Source organism: Thermobifida fusca YX, assembly GCF_000012405.1.
Taxonomy (GTDB): domain Bacteria; phylum Actinomycetota; class Actinomycetes; order Streptosporangiales; family Streptosporangiaceae; genus Thermobifida; species Thermobifida fusca.
On record NC_007333.1, the window covers coordinates 2,500,111 to 2,524,627 of the forward strand.

The following is a 24,517-nucleotide window of genomic DNA, read 5'->3' on the forward strand; positions in this document are numbered from 1 at the left end:
CGGGCATGCGGCCGCCCGTGCGCTGTCTCGCTCTGCGGTACAGCAGCACCGAGTTCGGTTTGAGGGTAGCCGCAGCAGCCGTAGTCCGCATTCCGAGCTACTGGGATAACCCCACGTGTCGCAGGGTAAGACTCCGTTCAGACAATCCGAGACGCACCAGGATGAGAGGTAGGCCACGAACCGGGCCGATTCCGCTGTCGGCGTACAGAAGGGCTGGTCGGGAAGCTCTTCGTCCGGTTAGATGTTGTCCCGAGTGACTAGCGCCGAGAGATTGAGGAAGGCGAAGTGACTGGAACTCTTGCCCCCACCAGGCCGCTGACAGCTTCTGACCGCTGTGACCGCTGCGGCGCCCAGGCGTATGTCCGAGTGGTGCTCAACTCCGGCGGGGAGCTGCTGTTCTGCGCCCACCACATGCGCCAGCACGGCGAGTCTATTCGTAAGGTCGCCATGGAAATCCACGACGAAACCGACCGTCTGCTCTCTCCGAAGAACCGTGCTGGAGAGCGCTAGCCCCTCACCTGAAGACGCCCGGCGGCGATCCTCTGCGAGGGTCGCCGCCGATGTGTATTCGGGCAGGGGCAGGGCGCGTGCCGCGGCCGCACCCGCGTCGGAGTGAGCACGGTTCCCGCGCCCACGGGTGCCACGGCAGAGAGACCGGGGCACCGCTGCTGGACGGGGAGGGAAGCCTGTGGCCTGGCGGAAGCGCCGCCCTTCCCGGTCCTCTGCATACCGTGGCCAGGCGCGCCGTGCGCTGCTGCGCCCCAGCGCCGGGTGCCCAGGGTTCCCGCGGGTGCGCAGGACCGGCGCGACCATCTGCCCTTCAGTGTTCACTGTGCGTACTCTCGGGACCCTCTTCGGTATCGCTTGGTACGATTTGCCGGGTTGCTGTGCTTCCAAGCTTTCGAAGGCCTCATGCTCATCCTGCTTCCCCCCTCTGAAGGCAAAGCATTTCCGGGAGATGGTCCCCCGCTCTCCCTGGACTCCCTGAGCCTGCCCGAGCTCACGCCTGCCCGGGAGTCGGTGCTGACCGCCCTGGAAGAAGTCTCCGCGCGTCCTCTTGCCGAGGCACGTACCGTGCTCGGCTTGTCTTCGCGGCAGGCCGAGGCCCTCCCCCGCAACCGGGAACTCCGCACGGCAGCGACCTTGCGCGCCGCCGACCTGTACACCGGGGTCCTCTATGACCGGCTGCGGCTTGGGGAGCTGCTCGCGGGACCGGCGGCCGCCCGCGTCGACACGTCAGTGCTGATCTTCTCCGCGCTGTGGGGAGTACTGCGGCCATCCGACACGGTTCCGCCGTACCGACTGTCCATGGGAGTCTCACTGCCTCCGCTCGGACCGCTGGGAGCGTTCTGGCGGGCCCACCTCACCGAGACGCTGACGGCCGTGGCCCGCGGCCGTCTGGTGGTGGACTGCCGGTCGACCGCCTACGCGGCCGCTTTCCGGCCCGGCCCGGAAATCGCGGAACACACTGTCGCCGTTCGCGTGCTGCGGCAGACTGTCATGGACGGTGTTCCCCGCCGCTCGGTAGTCAGTCATCAAGCCAAAGCAGTCCGGGGTGCGGTGGCGCATTCCCTGCTGACCGCGCAGGAGACCCCGCAGACCCCCGGGGAGCTGGCGATCCTGCTCGCTGACCTCGGCTACCAGGTGGAGCTGACGTCTCCCGCGCGGGGCGGTGGACCGCAGACGCTGAACGTCATCGTGTCCGGCTGAATCGCTTCCCGGTTCCCTCCGTGCTGTCAGGTGGTGCTTCCTGTGTCGTCGGTCACTCCCTACAACCCGAACATCCCGCCCCCGCCCAACCCGTACACCCGGCAGGATCCATCTGGTGCGGCGCCCCGTCCCCCGCGACGCGCCTCCCGTGCCACCGCGGTGCTGTCCGTGCTGCTCGGGCTGGGGGTCATGGTGTTCGCTGTCCCGGCGGCCGTGCTCCGCACCAGTGATGTCATGGACCATCCGCTGCGGTGGCTGGCCCTGGTCGTCCTGCTGGTCTTAGGACCGCTGCTGGCCTTCGGCAAGCGGCCGCGGAGCGCTCAGGCGCTGGGCCGCGGGCTGCTCTTGGGGACGCTGACCGGGTGCGTCGTTGCAGCCCTGCTCTCCTGGGGGTGAACGCGGGCCACCGGTCAGGCGAGGCCGAGTTTCCGCAAGACCCGGACGAACTCTTCGGGGGTGCGCCACATGGCCCGGTGTAGGCGGTTGCCCACCTGGTAGAGGTGCCAGCGCGCGTGGTCGCGGGCCGAGGTCTGGTAGAAGGACCAGCCGAAGAGGTGGTGGGCTTCCAGGTCGCGCGGGTGCGGAACAGGCCGGGTGCACCATTTAGCGGCCGCAGCCTGGAGTTCCGCGGTCACGTCCTCGTCGTAGTAGGTGAGGAACACGCGCAGCGCGGAGAGGAACCGCTTGCGGTGGGCCAGGTCTCTGATGCACTGGCTGAACCGTTCCTCGTGGGCCAGCGCGATCATCGCGGTCAGCGGGTTGCCTTCGGGGGCAAGATCCACGGACCCGCGGGCAAACTCCATCATCTCTTCGATGTTGCCGCCCCACTTGGGAGCCAGGACTTGGATGCGCGCCCAGTGCGCGGGGAAGAGTGTGGGGCAGCGTTCGATGACCCGCTGCCAGATGTAGTCCTTTTCCTCCCGGTCCAGTTGCATGCCCAGGGCGAACCACTGGAGGCAGGACCAGGGCACGGGGTCATCCGGGTTGATCTCGGCTGCGGCCAGCAGCGGGTCGCGGGCCTGGGCAAGGGTGGCGAAGAACAGTTTGAACCGCTCCCGGCTGACTGTGCTCGCCACACCGTCGCCGCGGATCCGCCAGGCTTCGTCGATGAGGGTGCGGCCCAGCCAGAGCAGGATGTCCGCGGCGTCGTGCTCCTCGGTGTCCGGGGAGAGCAGGGCGTGGATCTGCGCGCTGCGGCCCACCGCGGCGCTGCTGAGGGCGTCCACGTACAGGGCACGCAGTTCAGGGTTGTTGCGCGACTCTCGGAGCAGGGCTGTCCCGGCTGCGAGATGCCCTTCCTCCACGGCTTCGACCCCGGCATCCAGGACCATGTTGTCCCAGCAGCGGCCGACCACCACGTTCGCGGGGGATGATGCGCCGCCCGCTACAGACTGCGCATCCTGTCCGAAAGCTCCCATAGGAGTCGAGAATAGTGCCGCACGGTCCCGCCCTCGGGGAAAAGGGGGCCGTGACTGGCTACTGCTCGGTGTTCGTGAAGGTCAGCGCCCCGCCAGCAGCAGAGATCACGAAGAGGTCTCAGATTTTTATCTTCCCCATACTCGGGCAGCGGCATGATCGGAGCTGTCCGGTGCAGGGGATCATGAGGCAGCCTCCGACGGCTCCGTTCTCCGGATTCGCCACACCATTGAACGGGCCGCCGGAGTCCGTCTATGCGAGTGGGCCGGCCACCTCTGTCGAGGGACCGGCCCAGGCCCCACGTGGAGTTAGTCCAAGTAGTCGCGCAGCACCTGGGAACGGGACGGGTGGCGCAGCTTGGACATGGTCTTGGACTCGATCTGGCGGATCCGCTCCCGGGTCACGCCGTAGACCTTGCCGATCTCGTCCAAAGTCTTGGGCTGGCCGTCGGTGAGCCCGAAGCGCATCGACACCACGCCTGCTTCCCGCTCGGACAGGGTGTCGAGCACCGAGTGCAGCTGCTCCTGCAGCAGGGTGAAGCTGACCGCCTCGCCCGGCTGGATCGCCTCGGAGTCCTCGATCAGGTCGCCGAACTCGCTGTCGCCGTCCTCGCCGAGCGGGGTGTGCAAGGAAATCGGCTCGCGCCCGTACTTCTGGACTTCGACAACTTTCTCCGGGGTCATGTCGAGCTCCTTGGCGAGCTCCTCCGGAGTCGGTTCGCGTCCCAGGTCCTGCAGCATCTGGCGCTGGACCCGGGCAAGCTTGTTGATGACCTCCACCATGTGCACCGGGATACGGATCGTCCGGGCCTGGTCGGCCATCGCGCGGGTAATGGCCTGCCGGATCCACCAGGTTGCGTAGGTGGAGAACTTGTAGCCCTTGGTGTAGTCGAACTTCTCGACCGCCCGGATGAGGCCGAGGTTGCCTTCCTGGATCAGGTCGAGGAAGAGCATGCCGCGGCCGGTGTAGCGCTTGGCCAAGGACACCACCAGGCGCAGGTTCGCCTCCAGCAGGTGCTTCTTGGCGCGCTTGCCGTCTTCAGCGATCCACTCCAGCTCCTCCCGTTCCTCCGGGGTGAGCTCGTGGCCCTTCTTGGAGAGCTTCTCCTCAGCGAACAGACCGGCCTCGATCCGCTTGGCGAGCTCCACCTCCTGCTCCGCGTTGAGGAGGGGAACCTTGCCGATCTGCTTGAGGTAGTCCTTCACCGGGTCAGCGGTTGCTCCCGCCGCGACGACCTGCGCTGCCGGCGCGTCATCGTCGTCGTCGTAGAGGACGAAGGAGTCATCGTCGTCGGCGTCCGCTTTCTCGGGGAGGTCCCGGCTCCGCTTCGCCGGAGTGGTCTCCTCAAGCTCGACGACCTCGTCGTCGGTGTCGTCCACCAGTTCCAGGTCGGCGCCGGTCTCCTCGAAGTTGTCCTCGAGGAGGTCGGTCGCCTCCAAGCCGAGCTCCTCTTCGACCGCGGGGGTGGCCGCTGTCGCAGCCGTCTTCTTCTTGGTCGCGGTCTTGGCGGTCTTCTTCGTGGTCGACTTGGTCGTGGTCTTCTTGGCCGTGCTGCGCTTGGCGGTCGTCTTGGATTTCGTGCTGGCGGCCTTGGTCGTGCGTTTCTTGGACGCTGTGGTGGTCTCCTCCGCGTCTTCCGTGCTCTTCTTCACGGCAGTCGCGGCCTCGGGCTTCTCTTGGGCTGCCGCCGTGCGTTTGGCCCGAGTGGTGCTGGTTTGAGCCGCCGCCCGAGAGGCGGAGGTTGTCTTACGCCGGGTGGACTTGCGTCGAGGCGGTGCGGACTCAGCCGCGTTCACGATGAGGGTGACGCCTTCTTTGGTCAGGGTGCGGAGCACAGCCTGAGCCTGCGACATCGGGATCTCGGCCTCTTCAAAGGCACGGCGCACGTCCTCGGGCTCAAGGTACCCCTGGGACCGCCCACGCTCGATCAGCTGCTGGATGACTGGCTCTTGCAGCGCCTCCGGCTGCTGCTTAGAGCGGGTCGAACTGGCAGGTGACACAAACACCTCTCGAACGGACGTGTGGCGAGACTGTTGGACTCGACGATCCGGTGAGTCGGGGGGACGGTGTCCAGCTCCCGGCTCGGTCCCGATTCCCCCACTCGCGGGAGGCCCACCGTAGTACTGGGCCGCTGTGCCTTCTCTAGCGTTTCGACACATCAGCCAAGTAAGATTCTTTCCACCGCGGACCTGGCTGGTACGCGGTTGAAAGGTCCGGTGGTCGGGTTCGGATCAACCCCGCTTGACGCGGGGACTACTTGTGGATCTTTTGCTCCCACCTTAGGCGGGCGGACGGGTAGTTCGCCGCTGGCTGCTCGCGCGACCCGATCTCACGTTGCGGGGACGTGGACGGCAAGCAAGGTTACGTCATCATCCTGGTCATGCCCCGCAAGCATCCTTTCCACAAGGTACTTCAGGATTTTCTGTGGATCGCCCACCACCTCCGCCGGTGCTCGGGAAGCTGCGGTGACGAGTTCTTCGAGACCCGCTCCTGCAGCACGCTTGCGGTTCTCTACTAGTCCATCGGAGTAGAGGACCATGGTGTTACCGGGTGGGACAAAAAATTTGTGCTGTTCTCTCGGCAAAGGAATACCGAGCGGGGTCGACGGCTCGGTTTCCAGGAGCCGAGGCTCCCCTTCTTCTGGGATCAGTAGCGGGGGCAGGTGCCCGGCGTTGGCGAGGGTACCGTGGCCGCTTTCCGGGTCCAGCACGAAGTAGATCAGAGTTGTAATCTGATCGTTGCTCTCAGTCGCGGCGAACAGGTTGTCGAGACCGGTGAGGACGTCCGCGGGCTCGGGCATGCTGAACGCCAAGGCGCGCAGCGCATTACGCACCCGGCTCATCCCTGTCGCCGCTTTGATCCCTTTGCCCATGACGTCGCCGAGCACGCCGGCCACCCGGCCGTCGGTCAGCCGGAACGCGTCGTACCAGTCCCCACCCACCTGCACGTATTTGGTTCCGGGGTTGTAGAGCTTCCCCAACCGGATTCCGCGTACTTCGGGGAGTTCTTCGGGGAGCAGGCTCTTCTGCAGGGCCTCGGCCGTGTTGTGCTCCCGCTCATACAGGGCGGCGCGTTCCAAGGCCAGCGCGCACTGCCCCGCAAGCGCTTCCAGGAACGTCCGTTCCTCTTCGGAGATCTCCCGGGGCTCCCGGAAAGAGAAGCGCAGCGCGCCGATCGGGCGGCCCGCGCTCATCATGGGCAGGGCGATCCAGGCCCGCTCGTCGGTGTGCTCCAGGTAGGTGAGCGTGTTCTCGTGGTCTTTCATGACCTCCCGCAGCGCCTCCGGCGACCCCGCGATGATGGTGCGGCTTTCGCGGACCGCCAGGGTCATCATGCTGAGGTCTTCGAGCCGCATCTCGCGGGGCGGCGCTCCGGGCACGTCCGGGATGCCGTCGTCGTTGAGAAGCTGCAGTTTGAGCCGTTCCGGGGTGAGCTGGGCCACCGCGGTGCGGTACACCCCGACCGCGGAACTGCCGATCTCGGTCATCACGTTGACCACTTGATCGACGGTGAGCGCCTCGGCGAGGTCGGCTGTGGCCTTCTGCAACCGGGCCGTCCGCATCGCCGCCTTCTGCAGCTGCTGGGTGAGGAGCTGCCGCACCTCATCGGTGGCGGTGACGTCGACGTGCGTGCCGACCCACTCCACGACCTGGTTGTCGCGGGTCAGGGGGACTGCGCGAGTGCGGTAGTGCCGGTACTCGCCGCTGTGGTGGCGGACCCGGAAGTTCTCTTCGAAGACCGTCCCGTCTTCAACGGCGTCTTCCCATGCGAGCTGGACGCGCTCGCGGTCGTCGGGGTGTACCGCGGCCAGCCAGCCTTCGGCGAGGTACTCCTCTACCGACTGGCCGGTGAGGGCGCGCCATTCCGGACAGTCTTCGTCGACTCGGCCGTCGCGGGCGGCGGCCCAGACAATCTGGTTGCTCGCCTGCATCAGGGCGCGGTAGCGCTCTTCGCTGCGCCGTAGCGCCAACTCCGCCTTATGGCGTTCGCTGATGTCGACCGCGATCAGCGCCACCCCGGTGATCTTCCCCTCGTCGTAGGCGGGGAACCAGGACAGCGCCCAGTGGCGTTCCTCGTCGGGGTTTCTGGGGGTGCCACCGATGAGATGGTGGTCGCTGTAGACCACTGATTCACCAGCCAGCACCGCGGAAAGGGCCCGCTTGTGCTCTGCAGCGTCCGGCGGAGGAAGGACGTCGTCCGGCGTGCGGCCGTAGCATTCGTCGGCCGACCGCCCGTAAATAGTGGCCAGGGTACGGTTGACGCGCTGGAAGCAAAAGTCCGGGGTGAAGAAGGCGAAACCGATGGGCGCCTCTTTGAGAAGCGTGTCCAGGAGTGCGGAGTCAACGGGGTGCATAGGGGAAACTCGGAGAAACGGGACGGACGTCTCGGTGCTCATCGGTGACACCTCCGGGACCCTTTCCCCGTGATCAGAATAGATCTGAGGGCTGCGGGAAGCGGCTGGTACGGTGCTCGGCCATCCCTATTGAGAATAGGGGGTATGTCCCGTCGGGCGGGACCGCGAACGGTGCCCACAGCGACCACTCCCTCCCCGCACGGTCCGCCGGAAAAACAGGAAACCCCAGTTCTGGAAACCGTACCTCACCGCAATTTCGCCTGTCACCGCACCGCCTCAGCATAGGACACGACGGTTTGATCCCCCGGTCTAGCCAAAGGGCGCAGCCCGCGACAATAGCGGAGAGTAAACAATATACTTTACCCTAATGATATCCGGAGGATCTCGCCGTTTCGGTCGTCCTTTTTAGGGAAACCCCGCTGTTCTCCGTGGTAGACCTTTGGCTTTCGCCGCAGCTTTGCGAAGCAGCGCTGACCGAAATAAGGTTTAGGGTTCTTCTCCCCCACGCTTCCCGGGTCCCCCTCGAGTCCCCGCTTTTCCCTCCGCCCCCACGGAACGTCACAGCTCAGGTGAGCTGAGTGTCGGATTTCCAGCGGTCAATCCCCGCATAACAGATATAGCGCAACAAACTTCCCAAATCACCCCAAACTTGGGCAAGGTCCAGGCAGGAGGGCTTGACAGGCTGCTCCGACGTTGTGGAATGGAATCGGCCACCGTTTCCGCCGACGTCACGAGGGGGCGTGAATGCTCAGGATCGACCAGCACACGGACATGCAGCACGTCACAGCCCGACTACGTAACGAATTCCACACCCTGCCGCACCGCTCGGTGGAACGCTGTGTCACCGACACCTGGCACTGCGCCCGGCACCTCGGGTTCGAGGCCACGCCCAGCCTGGTCGAACGCGTCGCTCGAGAGCACCTGCGTGCCCTCGTCGAATCCGCACCTCCGTCCGCGTCCCCATCCGCTGCCGATACCGGCCTGCTAGATTGATCCTGATCGGACCTCCCGCGCTCTGCTGATACCACGCGACTAGGCCGAAACCATTCCCAGCCCTTTCCCTGTCCTTGTCATACCCTCGTTGAGTGTCGAATCCGCCCTCTTCCTCCCGCTCTGCTGCCGTTCCACCGCCCGACGAGGTGTTCGCGGAACTCCTCCGCGGCGCCCGGGCGCTGCTGACGGTACGTCATCCCCTTGATGCAGAGATCACTGTCAGTGAGCTACTGAGCACCTGGCAGGAAATGCGGACCCGGGACATCGACCCGGACCTCATCATCGGCGAGGGCCTGCTCGACTACGCTCGCCGTGCCGCCACCCCGGCTGCCCTGGCCCTGCTCACCGGGGTCTCCACCATCGGGGTGTCCGCTCGGCACCGGCTGATCGCCCGGCGCGGCGCCCGAGAGCTCGCTGCCCGCGGCATCGCCAGCCCGCACTGGGTCACCTCACCCGCTACGGTCCGACCTATCAAGGCCTACGTGTCCCGCTCCCTCTTCGGCGACGCGGACGAACTCATCTGCGTCTACCGCCACGAAACCGAGGAAGGCGCACCGTCCGGGGAGCACGCGCTGGTCACCACCATCGACCACAACCTGGGAGGCGTGCTGCGCGATGCGTGGGTGAGCACCAAGGTCGACCAGTTGCTCCGCCACGGCGCCGACCAGGCAGCCCGAGACCCCATGATGTCCTTCACCTCGGTCTCCCTGGGGCGCGCCCACACCCTGCTCACGTCGGCGATCGACCGGACTGCCCGCCTCGTGGCCGCGACCGCCGCCGACTCCCCCGCTTTCCGGCCCAGCCGCTCGGTCACCCAGCTTCTCGGGTTCATTCGGGCGCGCGCCCGCATCCTGCCGCCCGAACCGCCCAGCCGCGCCGTGTCGTGGCGGCGCGACCGACGCGCCACCCTCGCCGCGCGCTTCCTCGCTTCCGATGCTGCGGCCGACCTGTCCGACAGTTACGCTGCGGGACGCTGCGCGGAGCACATCATCGACTACGGCTGCGACGCCGACTTCGGCCGCCCCATGCGGGTCAGCCCGCAGAAAGTCGAGGCTTTTCTGCTGGAATGGCTGCCGCGCCGCGTGCTGCTGCTGCCGGAGGAACAGGAAGCCATGCCGCATGTCCTAGCAGCGTGGGTCCGCTGGGCCGGCCCCTTCCAAGGACTCCCGGAAGTGGCGGTCCACGCCACGGTCGACGCGGTATGGGAGGCGACAGCCGCGTTCTCCCGGTCGTACTGGGACCCTTCGTCCACGTTCGGACTGCGCCGCGAAGTGCTCAACCGGCTCCTGCCCGACGGGGACCTCTCCGCCCTACCCCGCCGCATGTTCGCCTTCCCGCTGGTGACCGAGTTGGCCCACGACGAGTTCGACCCAACGACCCGGTCCGGACGGCGGGCACTGCTGCGGCTCGACCACTTCGGCTCCTACGACCCGCCCCAGAAGCCGCGCGGACGGCACAGCGGGGCCCCCAAGGAGCCGTACCGGCCTCTCGACCGGTTGGACGAGGAAGCACTTGACGCGCATGAAGAGCTCGCCGACCGGCTGTGGCGCGGGGACCCGCCCAACCTGTGGTCCGCGGCGCAGCGGCTGCTCGACCGCGGGCTTTCGCGGTCCGAAGTCCTGGACACGCTGCTCGTCGCGCTGAGCGGGGCCGATGATGAAGCCGCGCTCGTCAAAATCCTCGACGAACTCTAGCCCGGCGGTCCACGGCCTCTTCCGGGGGCACGGACCGCCCTTCGGGGAGCGGGCAGTCCGCCCGCTCCCCGGCAGTTACTGCGCGGCTCCGCCGAAGAGGCGTGGAATCTGCTCGCTGGCTTCCTTGACGTCTTTGACGGTGTCCACTCCTCGCCAAAAACCGTCGATCCGGTAGCCGTAGAGCCGCCCCTGCTTGGCTAGCTCCGGGAACGTGCTGGACTCGTGGTCACCCTTGACCGGCAGCAGCTCAGTGGCCTCCGGCTCGAAAATGTAGACGCCGGCATTGATCCAGAACGGCAGCAGCGGGCTTTGGGTGAACCCTTCGATCAGGCCGCTGTCGGTGACGTCCACAATCCCCCAGCTCGTGCGGTACTGCGCCAGGGCGAGCGTGATGAGCCCGCCTTTCTCCCGGTGGTAGGCGGTGAACTCGTCCAGGGGGAACCACGTCAGGATGTCGCCGTTGAGCGCGAAGTAGGGGGACTCGGTGTCGCGGAGCCCGGAGCTCGCGAAACGCAGCGCGCCACCGCGCCCCAACGGCTCGTCTTCCACCAGGATGCTGACTTCAGGATCGGTCCGCCCTGAGAGGTGCTCCCGCAACACCTCCGCCTTGTAGCCGCAGGAGACCACGACATGCTCGACACCGTGCCGGGCTAGCCATTCCAGTTGGTAGTCGATGATCGGCCGACCGGCGACCTCGACCATGGCCTTGGGACGGGTGTCGGTGTAGGGCCGCAACCGGGTCGCCTGCCCCCCGGCGAGAATGACGGCCTGTCGGATAGGTTCGCTGGAACGACTCATGAGCGGACCATAGCAGGGGCCGCCCGATCTTCCGGAAGTGTGCAGTCCGTTGCGGCGGCCCCACTGTTCACCGCTGGGTCAGCTCTGTGTAGGCGGCGCGCAGGTCGGCGCTGGTGATCGTGGTCAGATCGGCGGCACTGGCCCGCTCACCGAGGTTCTCCGCGACCCGCAGGTCGCGGTAGGAGCACGCCTTTTCAAACAGTGACCGGGCGAAGCGGCCGTTGCCGAGCTCGTCGATCCAGCCCGACTCGCACACGTAGCTGAAGACCCGTTCCATGTCCGCGCGGGCCCCTTCGTCGAAGGAATCCCCGGTCTGCGCGGCGGTGCGCTCCGCGATTTCGATGAGTTCCTGAGGCGTATAGCTGGGGAAGGCCACGCGCACCGTGAACCGCGAAGCCAGCCCGGCGTTGCTGTGGAGGAAGCGGTCCATGTCCTCCGGGTAGCCAGCGAGGACGATGACCAGCCGGTCCCGGTCGTCTTCGGCGCGTTTGAGCAGGGTCTGCACTGCTTCAGAGCCGAACGCGTCGCCGCCGCTGTAGCCGGGGTTGACCAGCGAATACGCTTCGTCGATGAACAGTACCCCGCCCAGGGCCCGGTCCACCAGCTGGTTGGTCTTGATCGCGGTCGCACCCAGATGCTCGCCCACCAGGTCGGCGCGGCTCGCCTCCACCACGTCGGCGCGGGTGAGCAGCCCCAGCGCCGCGAACACTCGGCCCAGGATGCGGGCCACCGTGGTCTTCCCGGTGCCTGGGGGGCCGACGAAGACGAAGTGCCGCATCGGAGCTGGGACCCGCAGGCCTTGTCCCTCGCGCAGCCGGGCCATCCGCAGTTGGGCGGCGATGGCGCGGACCTGGCGTTTGACCGGTTCCAGGCCGACCATCGCGTCGAGCTCCGCGAGCGCCTCGGTGATGTCGGGGGGCGGAGTGAAACCGGGGAGCCTCGCAGTGAGGGCCTCGTAAGCGGCGACAATGTCGGCGGCCCGCACCGTCACCAGTTCTTCCGGGTCGGGACGCTTCCCGGAAGACTCCCGGGTGACGACCCGCACATCGCGGGCCTCGGCAGCCTTCTCCACCAGGGAGCGGGCGAACCGGCCGTTGCCCAGTTCGTCGACCACTCCGCGTTGGACGACCTGCTCCATCCGTTCCGCTAGTTCCGCGGCGGCGGCCTCGTCGAGCCGGTCGCCGCGGCGGGCGAAGAAGGACTCAGCGATGCGGCGCAGTTCGTCCGCGGTGTAGCTGGGGAAACTGATGCGGGTGGCGAACCGGGAGGCGAGTCCCGGGTTGGAGGCGAGGAAGCGGTCCATCTCCGCCTCGTAGCCGGCGAGGATGATGACGAGGCGGTCGCGGTCGTCCTCGGCCCGCTTCAGCAGGGTCTGCACTGCTTCGTTGCCGAACCGGTCGGGCTGGCCGTCCCCCTCGTTGACGAGCGAGTACGCCTCGTCGATGAACAGCACCCCGCCCAGGGCCCGGTCCACGAGTTCGTTGGTTTTGATCGCGGTCGCGCCGAGGTACTCCCCAACCAGGTCGGCGCGGCTCGCTTCAACCACGCGTGCCGTGGGGAGCAGCCCGAAGGAGTGGAAGATCGTGGCGAGGGTGCGCGCAACACTCGTCTTGCCTGTTCCGGGCGGCCCGGAGAACACAAAGTGGCGCAGCGGCCGGTCGACGCTGTATCCCGCGTCGGCCCGCAGCCGGGCCGCTTCGATCGCGGCAGCGATCGCGCGGACCTGCTGTTTGACCGGTTCCAAACCGATCATGCTCTCGAGCTGGGCCAGCGCCTCCGTGACCGGGATCGGTTCTTCTGCGGCGACCTCTCCTTTGCCCGCGCTGCCTTTCCCGCCGCGGGCGCGAGCGCGCTGGGCCGCGGGGACGGCGGGCCCCGCAGCGGCGGCAGCCCTTCCCTCCTGCCGGTAGCGGTCCAGCTCCTTGGTGAGCTGGCGGGCCGCCACCCACCGCCAGAGCAGGGTCACCGCGGCACCCAGCACCATCCCGGCGACCCCCAGGCTTGCGGGAACCGCCGGAATGGTCATATGGGCCAAGGCCAGCCCGAAGCCGACGATCAGTCCGCCGAGCAGGGTCACCAGCGTGGTGTGCCACACCGGGAACGCGGAGATGCGCGCGGCCACGAGCGCCACGGGCAGCGGCAGCAGCGGGATGAGCAGCAGTGCCGGCTGGCCGTGCAGCGGAATCGACATCAGGGTGTGGGCCACCACCGTCCAGCCCACGCAGACCACGGCGGTGGCGAGTGCCCCGGCGGAGTGCATGAACGCGGTGAACAGTGCAAGCAGCAGAACCGTTCCGGTGACTGTCGCCCACACGGAGAGCTGGGTGAGCACCGCGACCACCGCGGCGGCGAGGACAATCCCCAGCCCGGCGAGCAGCCGGGTACGTAACGGGGTCCGGTGGTAGGTGGAACGGAGGCGTTCCAGAGAGGCCGCCCTGGGCCGCTGCGCGGCTCGGGGTTCGATCTGGCGCCCCATGCTGCCCCTTTCGCGATATGCCCTGTGCGCCCTGTTTCAGGGACACTCGTACCGGCTCGCGTTCCATACTGCCGCTTACCGCGCGTGTCGCGTAAGGAGCGCTGCGCGTGTCGCGGACCGGAGCGGGCCGGGCCCTCCTGCGGACGGGCTCAGTCCAGAAGGCTCAACTGGCCGTCCACGGCGCTGTCCCGGACCACGCGCAGATGGCGCCAGCGCGGCAGCCGGTCCAGGTAGGACCAGGACAGCCGGTGGTGGGGGGTGGGCCCGTGTTCGGCCAGCGCTGCGCGGTGGACCGGCGAAGGGTAGCCCGCTCCCGTAGCGAAACCGTAGCCGGGGTACTCGGCGTCCAGCTCGGCCATGAGCGCATCGCGGTGCACTTTGGCGAGGACCGAGGCTGCCGCGACACTGACGCAGGTCAGGTCGGCTTTGACGTGGGTACGCACGGTCCACGGGGCACCGACGTAGTCGTGCTTGCCGTCCACGATGACCGCATCGGGGCGCACCGGCAGGGCGTCGAGCGCCCGGTGGGCAGCCAACCGAAGCGCCTCGGTCATGCCGAGCCGGTCGATTTCCGCGGGCGAGGCCTGGCCGAAGGCGTAGCCGCGGACCCAGGAACGCACCTGTTCGGCCATGGCGGTACGCCGCCGCGGGGTGAGCCGTTTGGAGTCGGTGAGCCCTTCCGGGGGAGGCGAGCCGTCGGTGATCGCCGCGCAGACCAGGACAGGGCCGGCCCAGGCGCCGCGCCCTACCTCGTCAAGCCCGGCGACGACCCGGGCGCCCGCTGCGATGAGCTCCTGTTCCACGTCGTAGGTCGGCGGGGGAATCGTCGCTGATGCCTTCACCATTCGGCCAGAGTAGCGAGATTCCGCACTACTCCGCGGTAGCGCACGTCGGTCTCTCCGCTTCCCCTATTCTGGGAGAGATACGGGCTGCCCCACACGGCCGTCCCTGCGGCCGCTCCCTCGTGGGGTTACCGTGCCCGTTCGCTTGTTTTCCGTTCCACGTGTTCCTTTGTTCTGTTGGGGGCTGCCTCCTCATGTCCGCCGCCACTCCCGAGCCCACTGGACCCGCACCACAGGGTGGACAGCCAGGGACCGGGGAGGAATCGGTCGCCAAACTCATCTCTATTGCGCCTCGGCCGACCCTTGCCCAGCGGATCATCTCCTGGGCGTCGCGTCCCCCGGGGGTGCTGTACCTGCCTAGCTGCGTCATCGTGGCCTTGGTGCTGCTGTACGAGGACAGCGTGCCCGGTGGCCACCTGCCCAGCTTCATCCTGGGCCTCGGCGGGGGTGCGCTGCTCGCCACCATGGGTGCGCTGCGGCTGGGCATCGCGATGACGGTGGCCCGGCCAATGATCCGCTACTACTGGCTGCGCTGGCTCACTCCACCGCTGATCGCCCTCGCCGCTGTGGTGCTCTCCCTCGCGGATGTCCCCTTGCAGGCGCGGGTGGACGCGTCAGCCGACGACCTGCTGCGGCTGCGAGCCACCTCCAACTCTTCCACGGTGCTCCTCCCGGAGGAGCAGTGGACGGGTTTCTACCCGGTGAGTGAGGTCACCGAGCTCGAAGGTGTGACGTTGTTCACTGTGGAGGGTGCCGGGCTGCTGAAGAAGTCGGGGCTGGCCTACAGCCCCAAAGTGCTGCCGACCGACGTGTTCGTGCCCGGTCACGGCAACCGGGTCTACGAGCACATCGGAGGCGAATGGTACTCCTGGACCGAGCACTGACCTCGGCCGCAACCACGTGCGGGGGTGGGCTTCCAGCCCACCCCCGCACTGTCTGTCGTGGCTGTTTTCCGATGGACTACCGATCCTGCTGGCGGTAGTGGGCGATGGCCTCCTGCGCCTGCTGGACCGCGTCCCCTTCCTCGATGCGCGCACCGATGACGGAGCCGAGCCCGCCCGTCCGGCGTTCCGTGATCCCCGGCAGAAGCTGGGCGAGCAGAAGCGTGGACAGCGCGGACGTGTCCCCTGCCCCTGAGCCGGTGCGCACCACTACCGGAGTGGGGGCCTGTTCGGCGAGCTTGGCGCCCACTTCCAGTCGACGCCGGGCCAGCTCGTAGCGGAGCATCGCCTGGTTGTCGCGGTAGGCGGTGGCGAGCCGCCGCTGCGCAGTGGCTTCGTTGATGGCGGCGACCAAGTTGGTCCGGCCCCGCGTCTCGATCTCGTAGCGCACCCGCTGCGCCTCGGTCTCCTGCTCCTCCAGCATCTGCGCCACGTCCTGGCGAGCCCGGTTCAACGCCGCGTTGACCTCGACGATCTTGGCATCCCGGGTCTTCTTGGACCGTTCGATGTCCATCAGGAGCGTGTCGATGCGGCGCTTGCGGATCAGCTCCCACTCCTGCTCGTAGGCGACCATCTCCTTGGCGACCCGCTCCCGGGTGGACAGGTGCTGCTGGTACTGGTCGGGGAGCTGCACGTCGGGGATGTTGCAGCCCATGATCTGCACCCCGTACCGGCTGAGCTGCCGGTTCAGCAGCTCCTGCATGTCCGCGACATCCGAGCCCCGCAGGTCGTGGGCGTTCTCCGTCTGCACCAGGCGGCTGCGTTGGCGGATCGCATCCTGCACTGCGCTGGACAGCACCAGGTCGAAGTTGCTGGCGCCGATGGTGCGGACGAAGGCGGTCGCGTTCGTGATCCGGAACTTCAGGAAGAACTCGATCGACTTGAGCGGAACGTTCTCTTTGGTGGGGCAGGCGAGCACGGGGGCGTTGTAGGGGATTTCGGTGGAGGTGTCCACCACGAAGTCGACGCGGGTCCACGGGTGCCACAGGTAGTGGCGTCCCGGTCCGAGCTCCGCGACGATAGCCCCGAACTTGGTGAGCACCCCCGTGGTGCCCTGTTCGATCTCCACGATGGAGGAGCGCCACCACCACAGCAGGGCGAGGGCGAGCGAGATGATCCCGAAGAACAGGGCGGGGACCGCGATGACCGTCCCGACGATCTCCCCTGCGGCCAGGGCGGCGACCAGCGCGGTCAGGACCAGGTAGATCCCCACCCACACGAAGGTCATCCATTTGAGCCCGCGGCTGTCCCGGGGAATCACGACGGGGACCAGCGCCCCCTGGTCGCCGCCGCGCAGCAGGCGGGCAATGTCACCCCAGGAAGCGAGCGCCTCTTTGATGGTGGAGTTCCCGCGGCTGACCGGCTGACTCATCACTGGCCTCCCCACTGGTCGGAGTCGTAGTGCGCCGTGTGCGGCTCACCGGGGGACGGGCTGCCCCCTGCTTCCCCCTCCGATGCCGGGCTCTGCTCCGCGAGGGTTGCCTCAGTGGCCTGGGGCGTTTCCTGCTCGCCGAGCAGTGCGGCGATCTCGGGTTCGCGGGCAGCGATACGCTCCTGGATTTCGGCGAGCCGGGTACGGAGCGCGGCGATCTCTTCGTCGGAGAAGAGCACCGGGTCCGTGCCGCCGATGAGCTGCTGCGCCACGCGGAGGAAGTCGATGGCTGCGTCGCCGTCGCCGACCTGTACGAGCTGCGGCAGACTGTCCGCCACCGCTTCCAGCTTGTCCAGCAGGTCCTGTTGGAAGCGGTAGTTGAGGATCTCGGGGGCCTCAGCCGCGCTGACCGCGCGGATGTCCAGGGCTTGCGCTTCCAGCAGCGCGGCATTGGCCTGCGCGGTGCTCTCCGCCTCGACGAACCGCTGCCGGGCCAGGGCACGGGCGCGGTTGGTCTCCCGCTCCAAGGCGGTGTCCATCTGCGCCTGGTACTGGGCGATCTCTGCCTGGATCCCGGAGAGGGTCTCGTTGAGGGAGGCGAGCTCCTTGTTGAGGTCTCCCTCGTTCTGCTCTTTGCGGAGCTGGAGCTGGTACTCGTAGGTGTAGGCCTCTTTCGCCACCCGCACCATCTCGGGGGCGGCCAGGTTCATGCGGTACTCCTGGCTGGACGGCTCCGCGTGGGTGATGTTGACACTGGTCAAGCGCACCGCGGGCAGGAACTGCTGGTTGAGCTGCTCCAGCAGGCGGGTGGTGTTCTCCCCGACCAGGTCGTAGATCTTCGCGGCCTCCTGTTCGTAGATGAGGCTGCGGGTCGTCTCACTGATGGCGTTGTTGAGCTTGTCCTGGAAGCCTTGGACCGCGCCCAGGGTGAAGACGAACTCGATGGGGTCTTCAATGCGGAACTGGAGGAACAGGTCGACCGAGGCTTTGACGCCGCTCCTGGTGGGCGCCTCCCGGATCGGGGCGTTGAAGGGGTATTCCCGGGTCGTGTTGATGATGTAGGACACCCGCTTCCACGGGTTGAGCAGGGTGACCCGGCCAGGACCGACGACCTGCTCCAGCTTCCCGAACTTGCTGATCAGCGCGACGCAGCCGTCGGGCACCATGACCATGCCCTGCCGCCACCAGCTGAAGGCGCCGATCGCGGCGGTCAGCACCCAGTAGTGGGGACCGAAGAAGATCATGGTGGCGTGCGGCAGCGGCAGGGTGACGAGGCTGCCCACCAGTCCTAGCATCACGAGCAGGATCACTGGGAGCAGGGCTCGCGCGGTGCGGCCGCGCGGGATCACCATGGGGCAGATGACGTGGACGGGTCCCTCGGGGCCGCGCTCGTAGCGGCTGCGGTTGAGTGCCTCGCCCGCGTTGGCTAGAGACGTGGTCTGCTGTTCGATCCGGGTGCCCACGGAAGCGTTCTGGTCGCGTGCGGCCAGGAAGTCCGCGGGGTCGAGTCCATACTGCTCAGCTGCCTGGTCGACAGCGTCGCTGAGCACCTGGCGCGGATCGCCTCCTTGGGCGATCGCGCTTGCTGCCCCGCGCACGGCTTGCGCAAAGGACATAGGCGAGGACTCCTCTCCATTGATGTTGAGGACATACTGTCCAGACGCGGTGGACACTCGTCTGGTTCCGATTCCTCCGCGGTCCCGGCATCCTTTCACAGGGATACGGACTTCCGAGTAACAAGAGAGCAACCGTCCCAAAATGCGCGAGGGCGGCCGGGTGGCCGCCCTCGCGGGACGTGGCTGCGGGGATGCCCTGCAGTCGGTTAGCTGCAGCCGCTGGTCGAGCCGCAGCCTTCGCAGACGTAGCAGCTTCCGGACGGCCGCATCTTGGTGCCGCAGCTCACGCAGAGCGGCGCGTCAGCGCTGAACTCTTTGCGGGACTCCGTGGACTCCACCGTACTCCGCGGCTTCGGCTCCGGTTCCGGAGGCGCGGTCAGCGTCTCGGTGACCGGCGCGGACTGGGCGTAGGTGACCACTTGGGCAGCGACCTGGGCCGGGTCCTCGCCGGCGGCCTGGGCAGCCCGCTCTTCCGCGGTGAAGACGCCGAGTGCGGCGCGCTCCTCGTACGGCAGGTAGTCCAGGGCGAGGCGGCGGAAGATGTAGTCCACGACCGACTGCGCCATCCGGATGTCGGGGTCGTCGGTCATCCCCGCCGGTTCGAAGCGCATGTTGGTGAACTTCTCCACGTAGGTCTGCAGCGGCACCCCGTACTGCAGCGCGATGGAGATCGCGATGGAGAAGGCGTCCATGATCCCGGCGAGCGTAGAGCCCTGCTTGCCGAGTTTGAGGAACACTTCGCCCAACCCGTCGTCGGGGTAGGAGCCGGCGGTGATGTAGCCTTCAGCACCCCCGACCGTAAAGGAGATGGTCTGGCTGGGACGCCGCTTCGGCAGCCGGCGCCGCACCGGGCTCCGGAGCTCGACGGGGCGGGACTCCTCCTTCTTCTCCTCTTCCTTCTTCGTGGTGGACAACGGCTGGCCGACCTTGCAGTTGTCGCGGTAGACCGCGAGCGCCTTGAGGCCCTTCTTCCAGCCTTCGAAGTAGAGGCGTTCGAAGTCCTCGACCGTGGCTTCCTCGGGCAGGTTGACGGTCTTTGAGATCGCGCCGGAGAGGAACGGCTGGACTGCCGCCATCATCTCCACGTGGCCCATGGGTCGGATGTAGCGCTTGCCGGTGGCGCAGTCGAAAACCTCGTAGTGTTCCGGGCGCAGTTCAGGGGCGTCGACGACGTGGCCGTGCTCAGCGACGTAGTCGACGATGGCCTGGATCTGGTCTTCGTTGTAGCCGAGGGTGCGCAGCGCCCGCGGAATGCCCTGGTTGACGATCTTCATGGACCCGCCGCCCACGAGCTTCTTGATCTTGACCAGGGAGAAGTCGGGCTCGATGCCGGTGGTGTCGCAGTCGAGCATGAAGGAGATGGTGCCGGTGGGGGCGAGCAGGCTGGCCTGGGCGTTGCGCCATCCGTGGCGTTCCCCGAGTTCCAGGCACTCCTTCCACGCGCGGGTGGCGGCGTCGTGGATCGGCTTCTCCAACTGTCCGACCGGGCGGAGTGCGTCGTTGGCTGCCGCGTGCTTGCGCATGACGCGCTTGTGGGCCTCCGCGTTCTTGGCGTAGCCCTCGTAGGCGCCGACGACCCCGGCCAGTTCCGCGCTGCGCCGGTAGGCCGCGGCGGTCATCAGCGAGGTGATCGCGGCAGCCACCGAGCGGCCCCCGTCGGAGTCGTAGGCGTGCCCGGTCGCCATGAGCAGGGCGCCCAGGTTGGTGTAGCCGATACCGAGCTGGCGGTACGCGCGGGTGGTCTCGGCGATCTTCTCGGTGGGGAAGTCGGCGAAGCAGATGGAGATGTCCATCGCCGTGATGACCAGCTCGGTGAGCCGTTCGAACTCCTCGACGCGGAACGAGCCATCCTCGTCGAGGAACTTCATCAGGTTGATCGAAGCCAGGTTGCAGGACGAGTTGTCCAGGTGGACGTACTCGGAGCAGGGGTTGCTGGCAGTGATCCGACCGCTTTCCGGTGTGGTGTGCCAGTCGTTGATGGTGTCGTCGTACTGGATGCCCGGGTCCGCGCACTCCCAGGCGGCCTGAGCCATCTTGCGGAACAGGTCCCGGGCCCGGACCTTGCTGATGACTTCCCCGGTGGTGCGGGCGATGAGGTCGAAATCCTCATCGTTCTCCACGGCACGCATGAACTTGTCGGAGACCCGCACGGAGTTGTTGGCGTTCTGGTACTGGACGCTGATGATGTCAGCGCCGCCCAGGTCCACGTCGAAGCCGGCGTCGCGCAGCACCCGGATCTTGCGTTCTTCGCGTGCCTTGCATTCGATGAACTCTTCGATGTCTGGGTGGTCGACGTCGAGGACCACCATTTTGGCGGCCCGCCGGGTGGCGCCCCCGGATTTGATGGTTCCGGCAGAGGCGTCGGCGCCGCGCATGAAGGACACCGGGCCGGACGCGGTTCCACCAGAGGAGAGCAGCTCCTTGCTGGAGCGGATGCGAGAGAGGTTCACCCCCGCGCCGGAGCCGCCCTTGAAGATCAGCCCCTCCTCCTTGTACCAGTCGAGGATCGACTCCATGGTGTCGTCCACCGACAGGATGAAGCAGGCGGAGACCTGCGCCTTCGACGAGGTTCCGACGTTGAACCAGACCGGGGAGTTGAAGCTGAACATCTGGTGGACGAGGGCGTACTTGAGCTCGTGATCGAAGATCTCAGCGTCCTCGTCGGAGGCGAAATAGCCGTGCTCCCGACCGGCTGCGGTGTAGGTGTCGACGACCCGGTCGATGAGCTGTTTGAGGCTCCACTCGCGTTGCGGGGTGCCCAAGGCGCCGCGGAAGTACTTGCTGGCCACGATCTGGGTGGCGTTCATCGACCAGCTCTTGGGGAATTCGACCCCATCCTGCCGGAAGTTGACCGAGCCATCGCGCCAGTTGGTCATGACGACGTCGCGGCGTTCCCACTCCACAGTGTCGTAGGGGTGGACTCCAGGAGTGGTGAAGACGCGTTGGATCTTCACCCCCCTGCGAGGTTTTCTGCCTTTACGCGTGGCAGAGCCGCTCACCGTCTCGGTCATCGTGCTTCGCTCCCCTTGGTGGAAAGGTGTATCCGAGGGTGGTCGCCGTTCGTCTGCCGTAGCCGGCGGCACCCTGAGTGTCCTCTATGGCTTGTTGAACGCTGTGGTGCCCGGTGGTGGGTTCAGCCCTGGGTTGCTGTGCGCTCTGCCCTCAGCTCCGCGATCTCGCGTTCGAAGTCTTCGAGGGATTCGAAGCTGCGGTAGACGCTCGCGAAGCGCAGGTAGGCGACTTCATCGAGGTCGCGCAGCGGTCCGAGGATGGTCAGTCCGATCTCGTGCGAGCTGACTTCCGCAACCCCGCGGCTGCGGATCTCCTCCTCGACCCGCTGTCCGAGGAGCGCGAGCGCGTCCTCGGTGACCGGGCGGCCCTGGCAGGCCCGTCGGACTCCGGCAATGATCTTGCTGCGGGAGAAGGGCTCCGTGGCTCCTGATCGCTTGGTGACCATGAGCAGCACCGTCTCCTGGGTGGTGAACCTTCTCTCACAGGCCGGGCAGGAGCGACGGCGTCGGATCGCTGTACCTTCTTCTGCGGCCCGGCTGTCGATCACCCGGGTGTCCTGGTTGTGGCAGAAGGGACAGCGCACTGTTTGTCATCCTTCCCAGGTCAACACCGGACAACCACAATTTGTGGATGGTTTCATCCACGAAGGCACTAGATCTAGTGGCCGTTAACCTACGGCTAGAGAGTCTTAGACGCAACCTGAGACAAGTCCGTCCGGCGTGTCGCCACGCACGGCTTCGGACTGCGAACGGTGTGTGTGGCTGGAGATGTTCGCAACTGTGCGGTGTGCGGGAGCGAAGCGTCTGTCTCAGGGGGATGGTAGAACGAGTTCCTGTCCTGGGGTGAGCACCGGTTCGGTGAGGCCGTTGATCTCGACGATCTCGTCCACAGTCTTGCGCGGGTCTTCTGCGGGACGGAGTCGTTCAGCGATCTCCCAGAGCGTGTCTCCCTCGTTGACCACGACCGTGCGTGACCGTTCGGGGAGGTGGAGGAGCGTGTCGGTGGAAGCGTCCGCGTTGGAGGCGCTGAGGGCCAGAAACGCTACGGCGAACAGGGCGCAGCCGGCGGCGGCTGCCGTGCCGAGCAGGCAGAACAGGACGATCCGTCCTCTCCTGGTCAGCCGCGGGGGCCCTGCGGGGACGGGGCGTACGGCCCGTTTACGGGCGGGACTGGCCGGACTTCGCCGGACCTCGGGTGGAGGGACGTCATTGATCCACTCCGGTACCTCCTTGGACCAGTCGTAAAGATCGGTTTCCAGACCGCCGCGGGCAGCGTCCGTGTCGCTCGTAGACCGACAGGAAGCGCGGGCAGCGGATGGCGTGGGGGCATGCGGCAACGCGGCCTGGGACATCGTCCTTCCCTTCGAACCTCCGCCCACCAGAACCGGCGTTCGATTACTACCGCATTCTGGGAAATTTTTCAGCATCATCTCGAACGTTTGTTTGATATTGCCTTGTCCAAGGACTAACGTGGAATGTGTTTCGCTCCGGTAGAGCATCGGCGTCGGTCCTATCACGCCGACGCCCTCGACCTTCGGAACGAGCATTGATGTCGTAGCAAGCCGACAGTCCCCAACGGAGGACACTAACCGCCGAGGAGGCCGGACGTGCCGGAGGAGAACCGCGGAGGGCACCAGCCTTACACGGAGGAGAGTTCCGTCTCCGCACTCCACCCGGTCCGCACGGATGACTCCGTGGGGTCCTCTGCCGAGCAGACAGGTGACGCTCCGACACTCACGGAACGTCAGCGGAGTGTCCTCAACGTCATCCACCGCTACGTGCGTGAGCGGGGATATCCGCCGTCCATCCGGGAGATCGGGGAGGCGGTGGGGCTGTCTAGCCCCTCAAGTGTCGCGCACCAGTTGAAGGTGTTGCAACGCAAGGGGTACCTTCACCGCGATCAGAACCGCCCCCGAGCGGTGGAAATTCGTATTCCACATAAAACTTCCGGACGCACGCGAAGGGAACTCGGCGGGCTCTCCGGCTCCGAGGAAATCGTGGACATTCCCCTGCTCGGCCGGATCGCGGCGGGCGGCCCGATTCTGGCGGAGGAGCATGTCGAGGATGTGCTCTCCCTGCCGCGGCAGCTTGTCGGAGAGGGCACGCTCTTCATGCTCACCGTCGTGGGCGATTCCATGATCGATGCCGCTATCGCCGACGGTGACCTGGTCGTTGTCCGTCAGCAGCCTGACGCTAACAACGGGGATATCGTGGCCGCGCTTCTAGGCGACGAGGCCACGGTCAAGGTCTTCAAGCGTGACAGAGAACACGTCTGGCTGCTGCCGCGAAACAGCGCCTACGATCCCATCAACGGCGATTCTGCGACCATTCTGGGCAAAGTCGTCACCGTTCTTCGCAAGGTATAACGACTTCGCTTCAGTTTGATACGACCCCGTAATTAATCTCTGAATTGTCCTTTTTGGGCCATTTGTCGGTAATTGTTACCGCTGTTTTCTCGTAGGATTTTCCGCCCCGTTGTCTCCACTGGCCTGGCCGCCCCAGGCGCGCCGCAAGGGGCACGCACTGGGGACGGCCAGGACTGGTCACTCTCGTCTGGAACGGTCCGTTACTGGTAGTCGCCGCGGCGGATCTCTTCGAGGGTGGCGCGGGCCAAGGTCTCCGCTTCCTGGATCGCCTCCTCCTCGGGAAGCGACACCCCGAAGTTCACCTTGTCGTAGCAGGACGCGAACGACAGGTTCGCCACGTACGTGGCAACACAGCCGACCTGGTTCTCACTGTCGTACCAGGACACGGCTCCTTCACCGAGGCCGGAGACCTCCGTCGTGGTGTAGTCCTGGGAATACCACTCCAGGTCGTCGCTGGTGTGGTAGCGCTCCCCAGGGTCGTTGAGCATGATCGTGAGGAAGGCGTAGCTGCCGTTGCCCAGGCTGTTGACGTTGTCCCAGGAGCAGTGCTGCCCTTCCCACCATTCCTGGCCGCCGGTGTCGACGTCTTCAACCTCCCCGCGGTAGTCGGGGACGAGCCGTTCCAGCTCGCTGTGCTCCCCCACCGAGCAGCCGGGCAGCATCGTGAAGTCCCCTTCCACCTCGGACGAGGTCGTCCCCTGGGAGTCCGAGGTCTCCCCGGTGGCGGACGTCTCCTGGTCTGAGGTGCTGTCGCTGCTGCTCAGAGCGGCGAATACGAGGATCCCGGCGATACCGAGGACCGCTGCCGCGCCCACGACGATCCCGGCGATCAAGCAGCCGTTTCTCCCTGTCTTCTGCGGAGCAGGCGGATATCCTCCCGCTCCGTACGGCGGGGGAGAGAACTGCGCCCCGTGGGGCGGCTGCCCGG

Annotated in this window: 19 protein-coding genes; 7 read left to right on the forward strand and 12 right to left on the reverse strand. The window is 66.7% G+C overall.

Features of this window, described 5'->3' with window-relative positions; genetic code table 11:
• The first annotated feature begins 285 nt into the window (after positions 1-285).
• From TFU_RS10545 to TFU_RS10555, 3 genes are all read left to right on the forward strand, one after another.
• Positions 286-510 carry a DUF7455 domain-containing protein gene (locus TFU_RS10545; RefSeq protein WP_011292558.1) on the forward strand — a complete coding sequence of 75 codons (225 nt, stop codon included), beginning with the start codon at positions 286-288 and terminating at the stop codon, positions 508-510.
• Positions 511-912: 402 nt separating this feature from the next.
• Positions 913-1,710 (forward strand): peroxide stress protein YaaA, encoded by a 798-nt coding sequence (gene yaaA / locus TFU_RS10550; protein ID WP_011292559.1) that lies wholly within the window; start codon positions 913-915, stop codon positions 1,708-1,710.
• A 42-nt stretch (positions 1,711-1,752) separates the two neighbouring features.
• Positions 1,753-2,106, forward strand: a complete 354-nt coding sequence (locus TFU_RS10555; RefSeq protein ID WP_011292560.1) for a hypothetical protein — start codon at positions 1,753-1,755, stop codon at positions 2,104-2,106.
• Positions 2,107-2,120: 14 nt separating this feature from the next.
• On the opposite strand, the gene TFU_RS10560 is transcribed toward TFU_RS10555, so the two are convergent.
• The 3 genes from TFU_RS10560 to TFU_RS10570 form a co-directional block, all read right to left on the reverse strand.
• Positions 2,121-3,041 (reverse strand): hypothetical protein, encoded by a 921-nt coding sequence (locus TFU_RS10560; protein ID WP_016188987.1) that lies wholly within the window; start codon positions 3,039-3,041, stop codon positions 2,121-2,123.
• 393 nt (positions 3,042-3,434) lie between these two features.
• Entirely contained in the window at positions 3,435-5,126 is a 1,692-nt protein-coding gene (locus TFU_RS10565; RefSeq protein ID WP_016188988.1) for an RNA polymerase sigma factor, read from the reverse strand.
• 329 nt (positions 5,127-5,455) lie between these two features.
• Entirely contained in the window at positions 5,456-7,522 is a 2,067-nt protein-coding gene (locus tag TFU_RS10570) for a SpoIIE family protein phosphatase (protein ID WP_011292563.1), read from the reverse strand.
• A gap of 702 nt (positions 7,523-8,224) precedes the next feature.
• Between TFU_RS10570 and TFU_RS10575 the strand changes: the two genes are divergently transcribed.
• Entirely contained in the window at positions 8,225-8,473 is a 249-nt protein-coding gene (locus tag TFU_RS10575) for a hypothetical protein (RefSeq protein WP_011292564.1), read from the forward strand.
• A gap of 92 nt (positions 8,474-8,565) precedes the next feature.
• Positions 8,566-10,167 carry a hypothetical protein gene (locus tag TFU_RS10580; protein ID WP_011292565.1) on the forward strand — a complete coding sequence of 534 codons (1,602 nt, stop codon included), beginning with the start codon at positions 8,566-8,568 and terminating at the stop codon, positions 10,165-10,167.
• A 75-nt stretch (positions 10,168-10,242) separates the two neighbouring features.
• Here TFU_RS10580 and TFU_RS10585 read toward each other — a convergent pair whose 3' ends face one another.
• The 3 genes from TFU_RS10585 to TFU_RS10595 form a co-directional block, all read right to left on the reverse strand.
• Positions 10,243-10,965 (reverse strand): nucleotidyltransferase family protein, encoded by a 723-nt coding sequence (locus TFU_RS10585; RefSeq protein ID WP_011292566.1) that lies wholly within the window; start codon positions 10,963-10,965, stop codon positions 10,243-10,245.
• A 67-nt stretch (positions 10,966-11,032) separates the two neighbouring features.
• Entirely contained in the window at positions 11,033-13,441 is a 2,409-nt protein-coding gene (locus tag TFU_RS10590) for an AAA family ATPase (RefSeq protein WP_011292567.1), read from the reverse strand.
• A gap of 149 nt (positions 13,442-13,590) precedes the next feature.
• Positions 13,591-14,286, reverse strand: a complete 696-nt coding sequence (locus tag TFU_RS10595; protein WP_011292568.1) for a ribonuclease HII — start codon at positions 14,284-14,286, stop codon at positions 13,591-13,593.
• Between the two features lie 191 nt (positions 14,287-14,477).
• On the opposite strand from TFU_RS10595, the gene TFU_RS10600 reads away from it, so the two are divergent.
• Positions 14,478-15,167 (forward strand): hypothetical protein, encoded by a 690-nt coding sequence (locus tag TFU_RS10600; RefSeq protein ID WP_038043960.1) that lies wholly within the window; start codon positions 14,478-14,480, stop codon positions 15,165-15,167.
• A gap of 76 nt (positions 15,168-15,243) precedes the next feature.
• Here TFU_RS10600 and TFU_RS10605 read toward each other — a convergent pair whose 3' ends face one another.
• The 5 genes from TFU_RS10605 to TFU_RS10625 all read right to left on the reverse strand — a co-directional run bounded on the left by TFU_RS10605 (position 15,244) and on the right by TFU_RS10625 (position 22,575).
• Complete coding sequence (locus tag TFU_RS10605) at positions 15,244-16,596, reverse strand: SPFH domain-containing protein (RefSeq protein ID WP_011292570.1); 1,353 nt, start codon at positions 16,594-16,596, stop codon at positions 15,244-15,246.
• Positions 16,596-18,212: an SPFH domain-containing protein gene (locus TFU_RS10610; protein WP_011292571.1), complete on the reverse strand. Its 1,617-nt coding sequence runs from the start codon at positions 18,210-18,212 to the stop codon at positions 16,596-16,598. The genes TFU_RS10605 and TFU_RS10610 overlap by 1 nt, the downstream gene beginning before the upstream one ends.
• Positions 18,213-18,418: 206 nt before the next feature.
• Positions 18,419-21,223 (reverse strand): vitamin B12-dependent ribonucleotide reductase, encoded by a 2,805-nt coding sequence (locus TFU_RS10615; RefSeq protein ID WP_011292572.1) that lies wholly within the window; start codon positions 21,221-21,223, stop codon positions 18,419-18,421.
• Positions 21,224-21,345: 122 nt separating this feature from the next.
• On the reverse strand, positions 21,346-21,807 hold the full coding sequence (nrdR, locus tag TFU_RS10620; protein ID WP_011292573.1) for a transcriptional regulator NrdR: 462 nt from the start codon (positions 21,805-21,807) through the stop codon (positions 21,346-21,348).
• A gap of 225 nt (positions 21,808-22,032) precedes the next feature.
• Positions 22,033-22,575 (reverse strand): LysM peptidoglycan-binding domain-containing protein, encoded by a 543-nt coding sequence (locus TFU_RS10625; protein ID WP_011292574.1) that lies wholly within the window; start codon positions 22,573-22,575, stop codon positions 22,033-22,035.
• A 255-nt stretch (positions 22,576-22,830) separates the two neighbouring features.
• Between TFU_RS10625 and lexA the strand changes: the two genes are divergently transcribed.
• Positions 22,831-23,589, forward strand: coding sequence for a transcriptional repressor LexA (gene lexA, locus TFU_RS10630; protein WP_011292575.1), 759 nt, complete (start codon positions 22,831-22,833; stop codon positions 23,587-23,589).
• 200 nt (positions 23,590-23,789) lie between these two features.
• On the opposite strand, the gene TFU_RS10635 is transcribed toward lexA, so the two are convergent.
• Positions 23,790-24,422, reverse strand: a complete 633-nt coding sequence (locus TFU_RS10635; RefSeq protein ID WP_016188994.1) for a hypothetical protein — start codon at positions 24,420-24,422, stop codon at positions 23,790-23,792.
• Between the last annotated feature and the right edge of the window lie 95 nt (positions 24,423-24,517).

Excerpts from the sequence above, each read along its gene's own strand:
- yaaA (WP_011292559.1), top strand. The coding sequence starts at position 913 with ATGCTCATCCTGCTTCCCCCCTCTGAAGGCAAAGCATTTCCGGGAGAT.
- TFU_RS10560 (WP_016188987.1), bottom strand. The coding sequence starts at position 3,041 with ATGGTCCTGGATGCCGGGGTCGAAGCCGTGGAGGAAGGGCATCTCGCA.
- TFU_RS10570 (WP_011292563.1), bottom strand. The coding sequence starts at position 7,522 with ATGAGCACCGAGACGTCCGTCCCGTTTCTCCGAGTTTCCCCTATGCAC.
- TFU_RS10575 (WP_011292564.1), top strand. The coding sequence starts at position 8,225 with ATGCTCAGGATCGACCAGCACACGGACATGCAGCACGTCACAGCCCGA.
- TFU_RS10585 (WP_011292566.1), bottom strand. The coding sequence starts at position 10,965 with ATGAGTCGTTCCAGCGAACCTATCCGACAGGCCGTCATTCTCGCCGGG.
- TFU_RS10590 (WP_011292567.1), bottom strand. The coding sequence starts at position 13,441 with ATGGGGCGCCAGATCGAACCCCGAGCCGCGCAGCGGCCCAGGGCGGCC.
- TFU_RS10595 (WP_011292568.1), bottom strand. The coding sequence starts at position 14,286 with ATGGTGAAGGCATCAGCGACGATTCCCCCGCCGACCTACGACGTGGAA.
- TFU_RS10600 (WP_038043960.1), top strand. The coding sequence starts at position 14,478 with ATGTCCGCCGCCACTCCCGAGCCCACTGGACCCGCACCACAGGGTGGA.
- TFU_RS10605 (WP_011292570.1), bottom strand. The coding sequence starts at position 16,596 with ATGAGTCAGCCGGTCAGCCGCGGGAACTCCACCATCAAAGAGGCGCTC.
- TFU_RS10610 (WP_011292571.1), bottom strand. The coding sequence starts at position 18,212 with ATGTCCTTTGCGCAAGCCGTGCGCGGGGCAGCAAGCGCGATCGCCCAA.
- TFU_RS10615 (WP_011292572.1), bottom strand. The coding sequence starts at position 21,223 with ATGACCGAGACGGTGAGCGGCTCTGCCACGCGTAAAGGCAGAAAACCT.
- TFU_RS10625 (WP_011292574.1), bottom strand. The coding sequence starts at position 22,575 with ATGTCCCAGGCCGCGTTGCCGCATGCCCCCACGCCATCCGCTGCCCGC.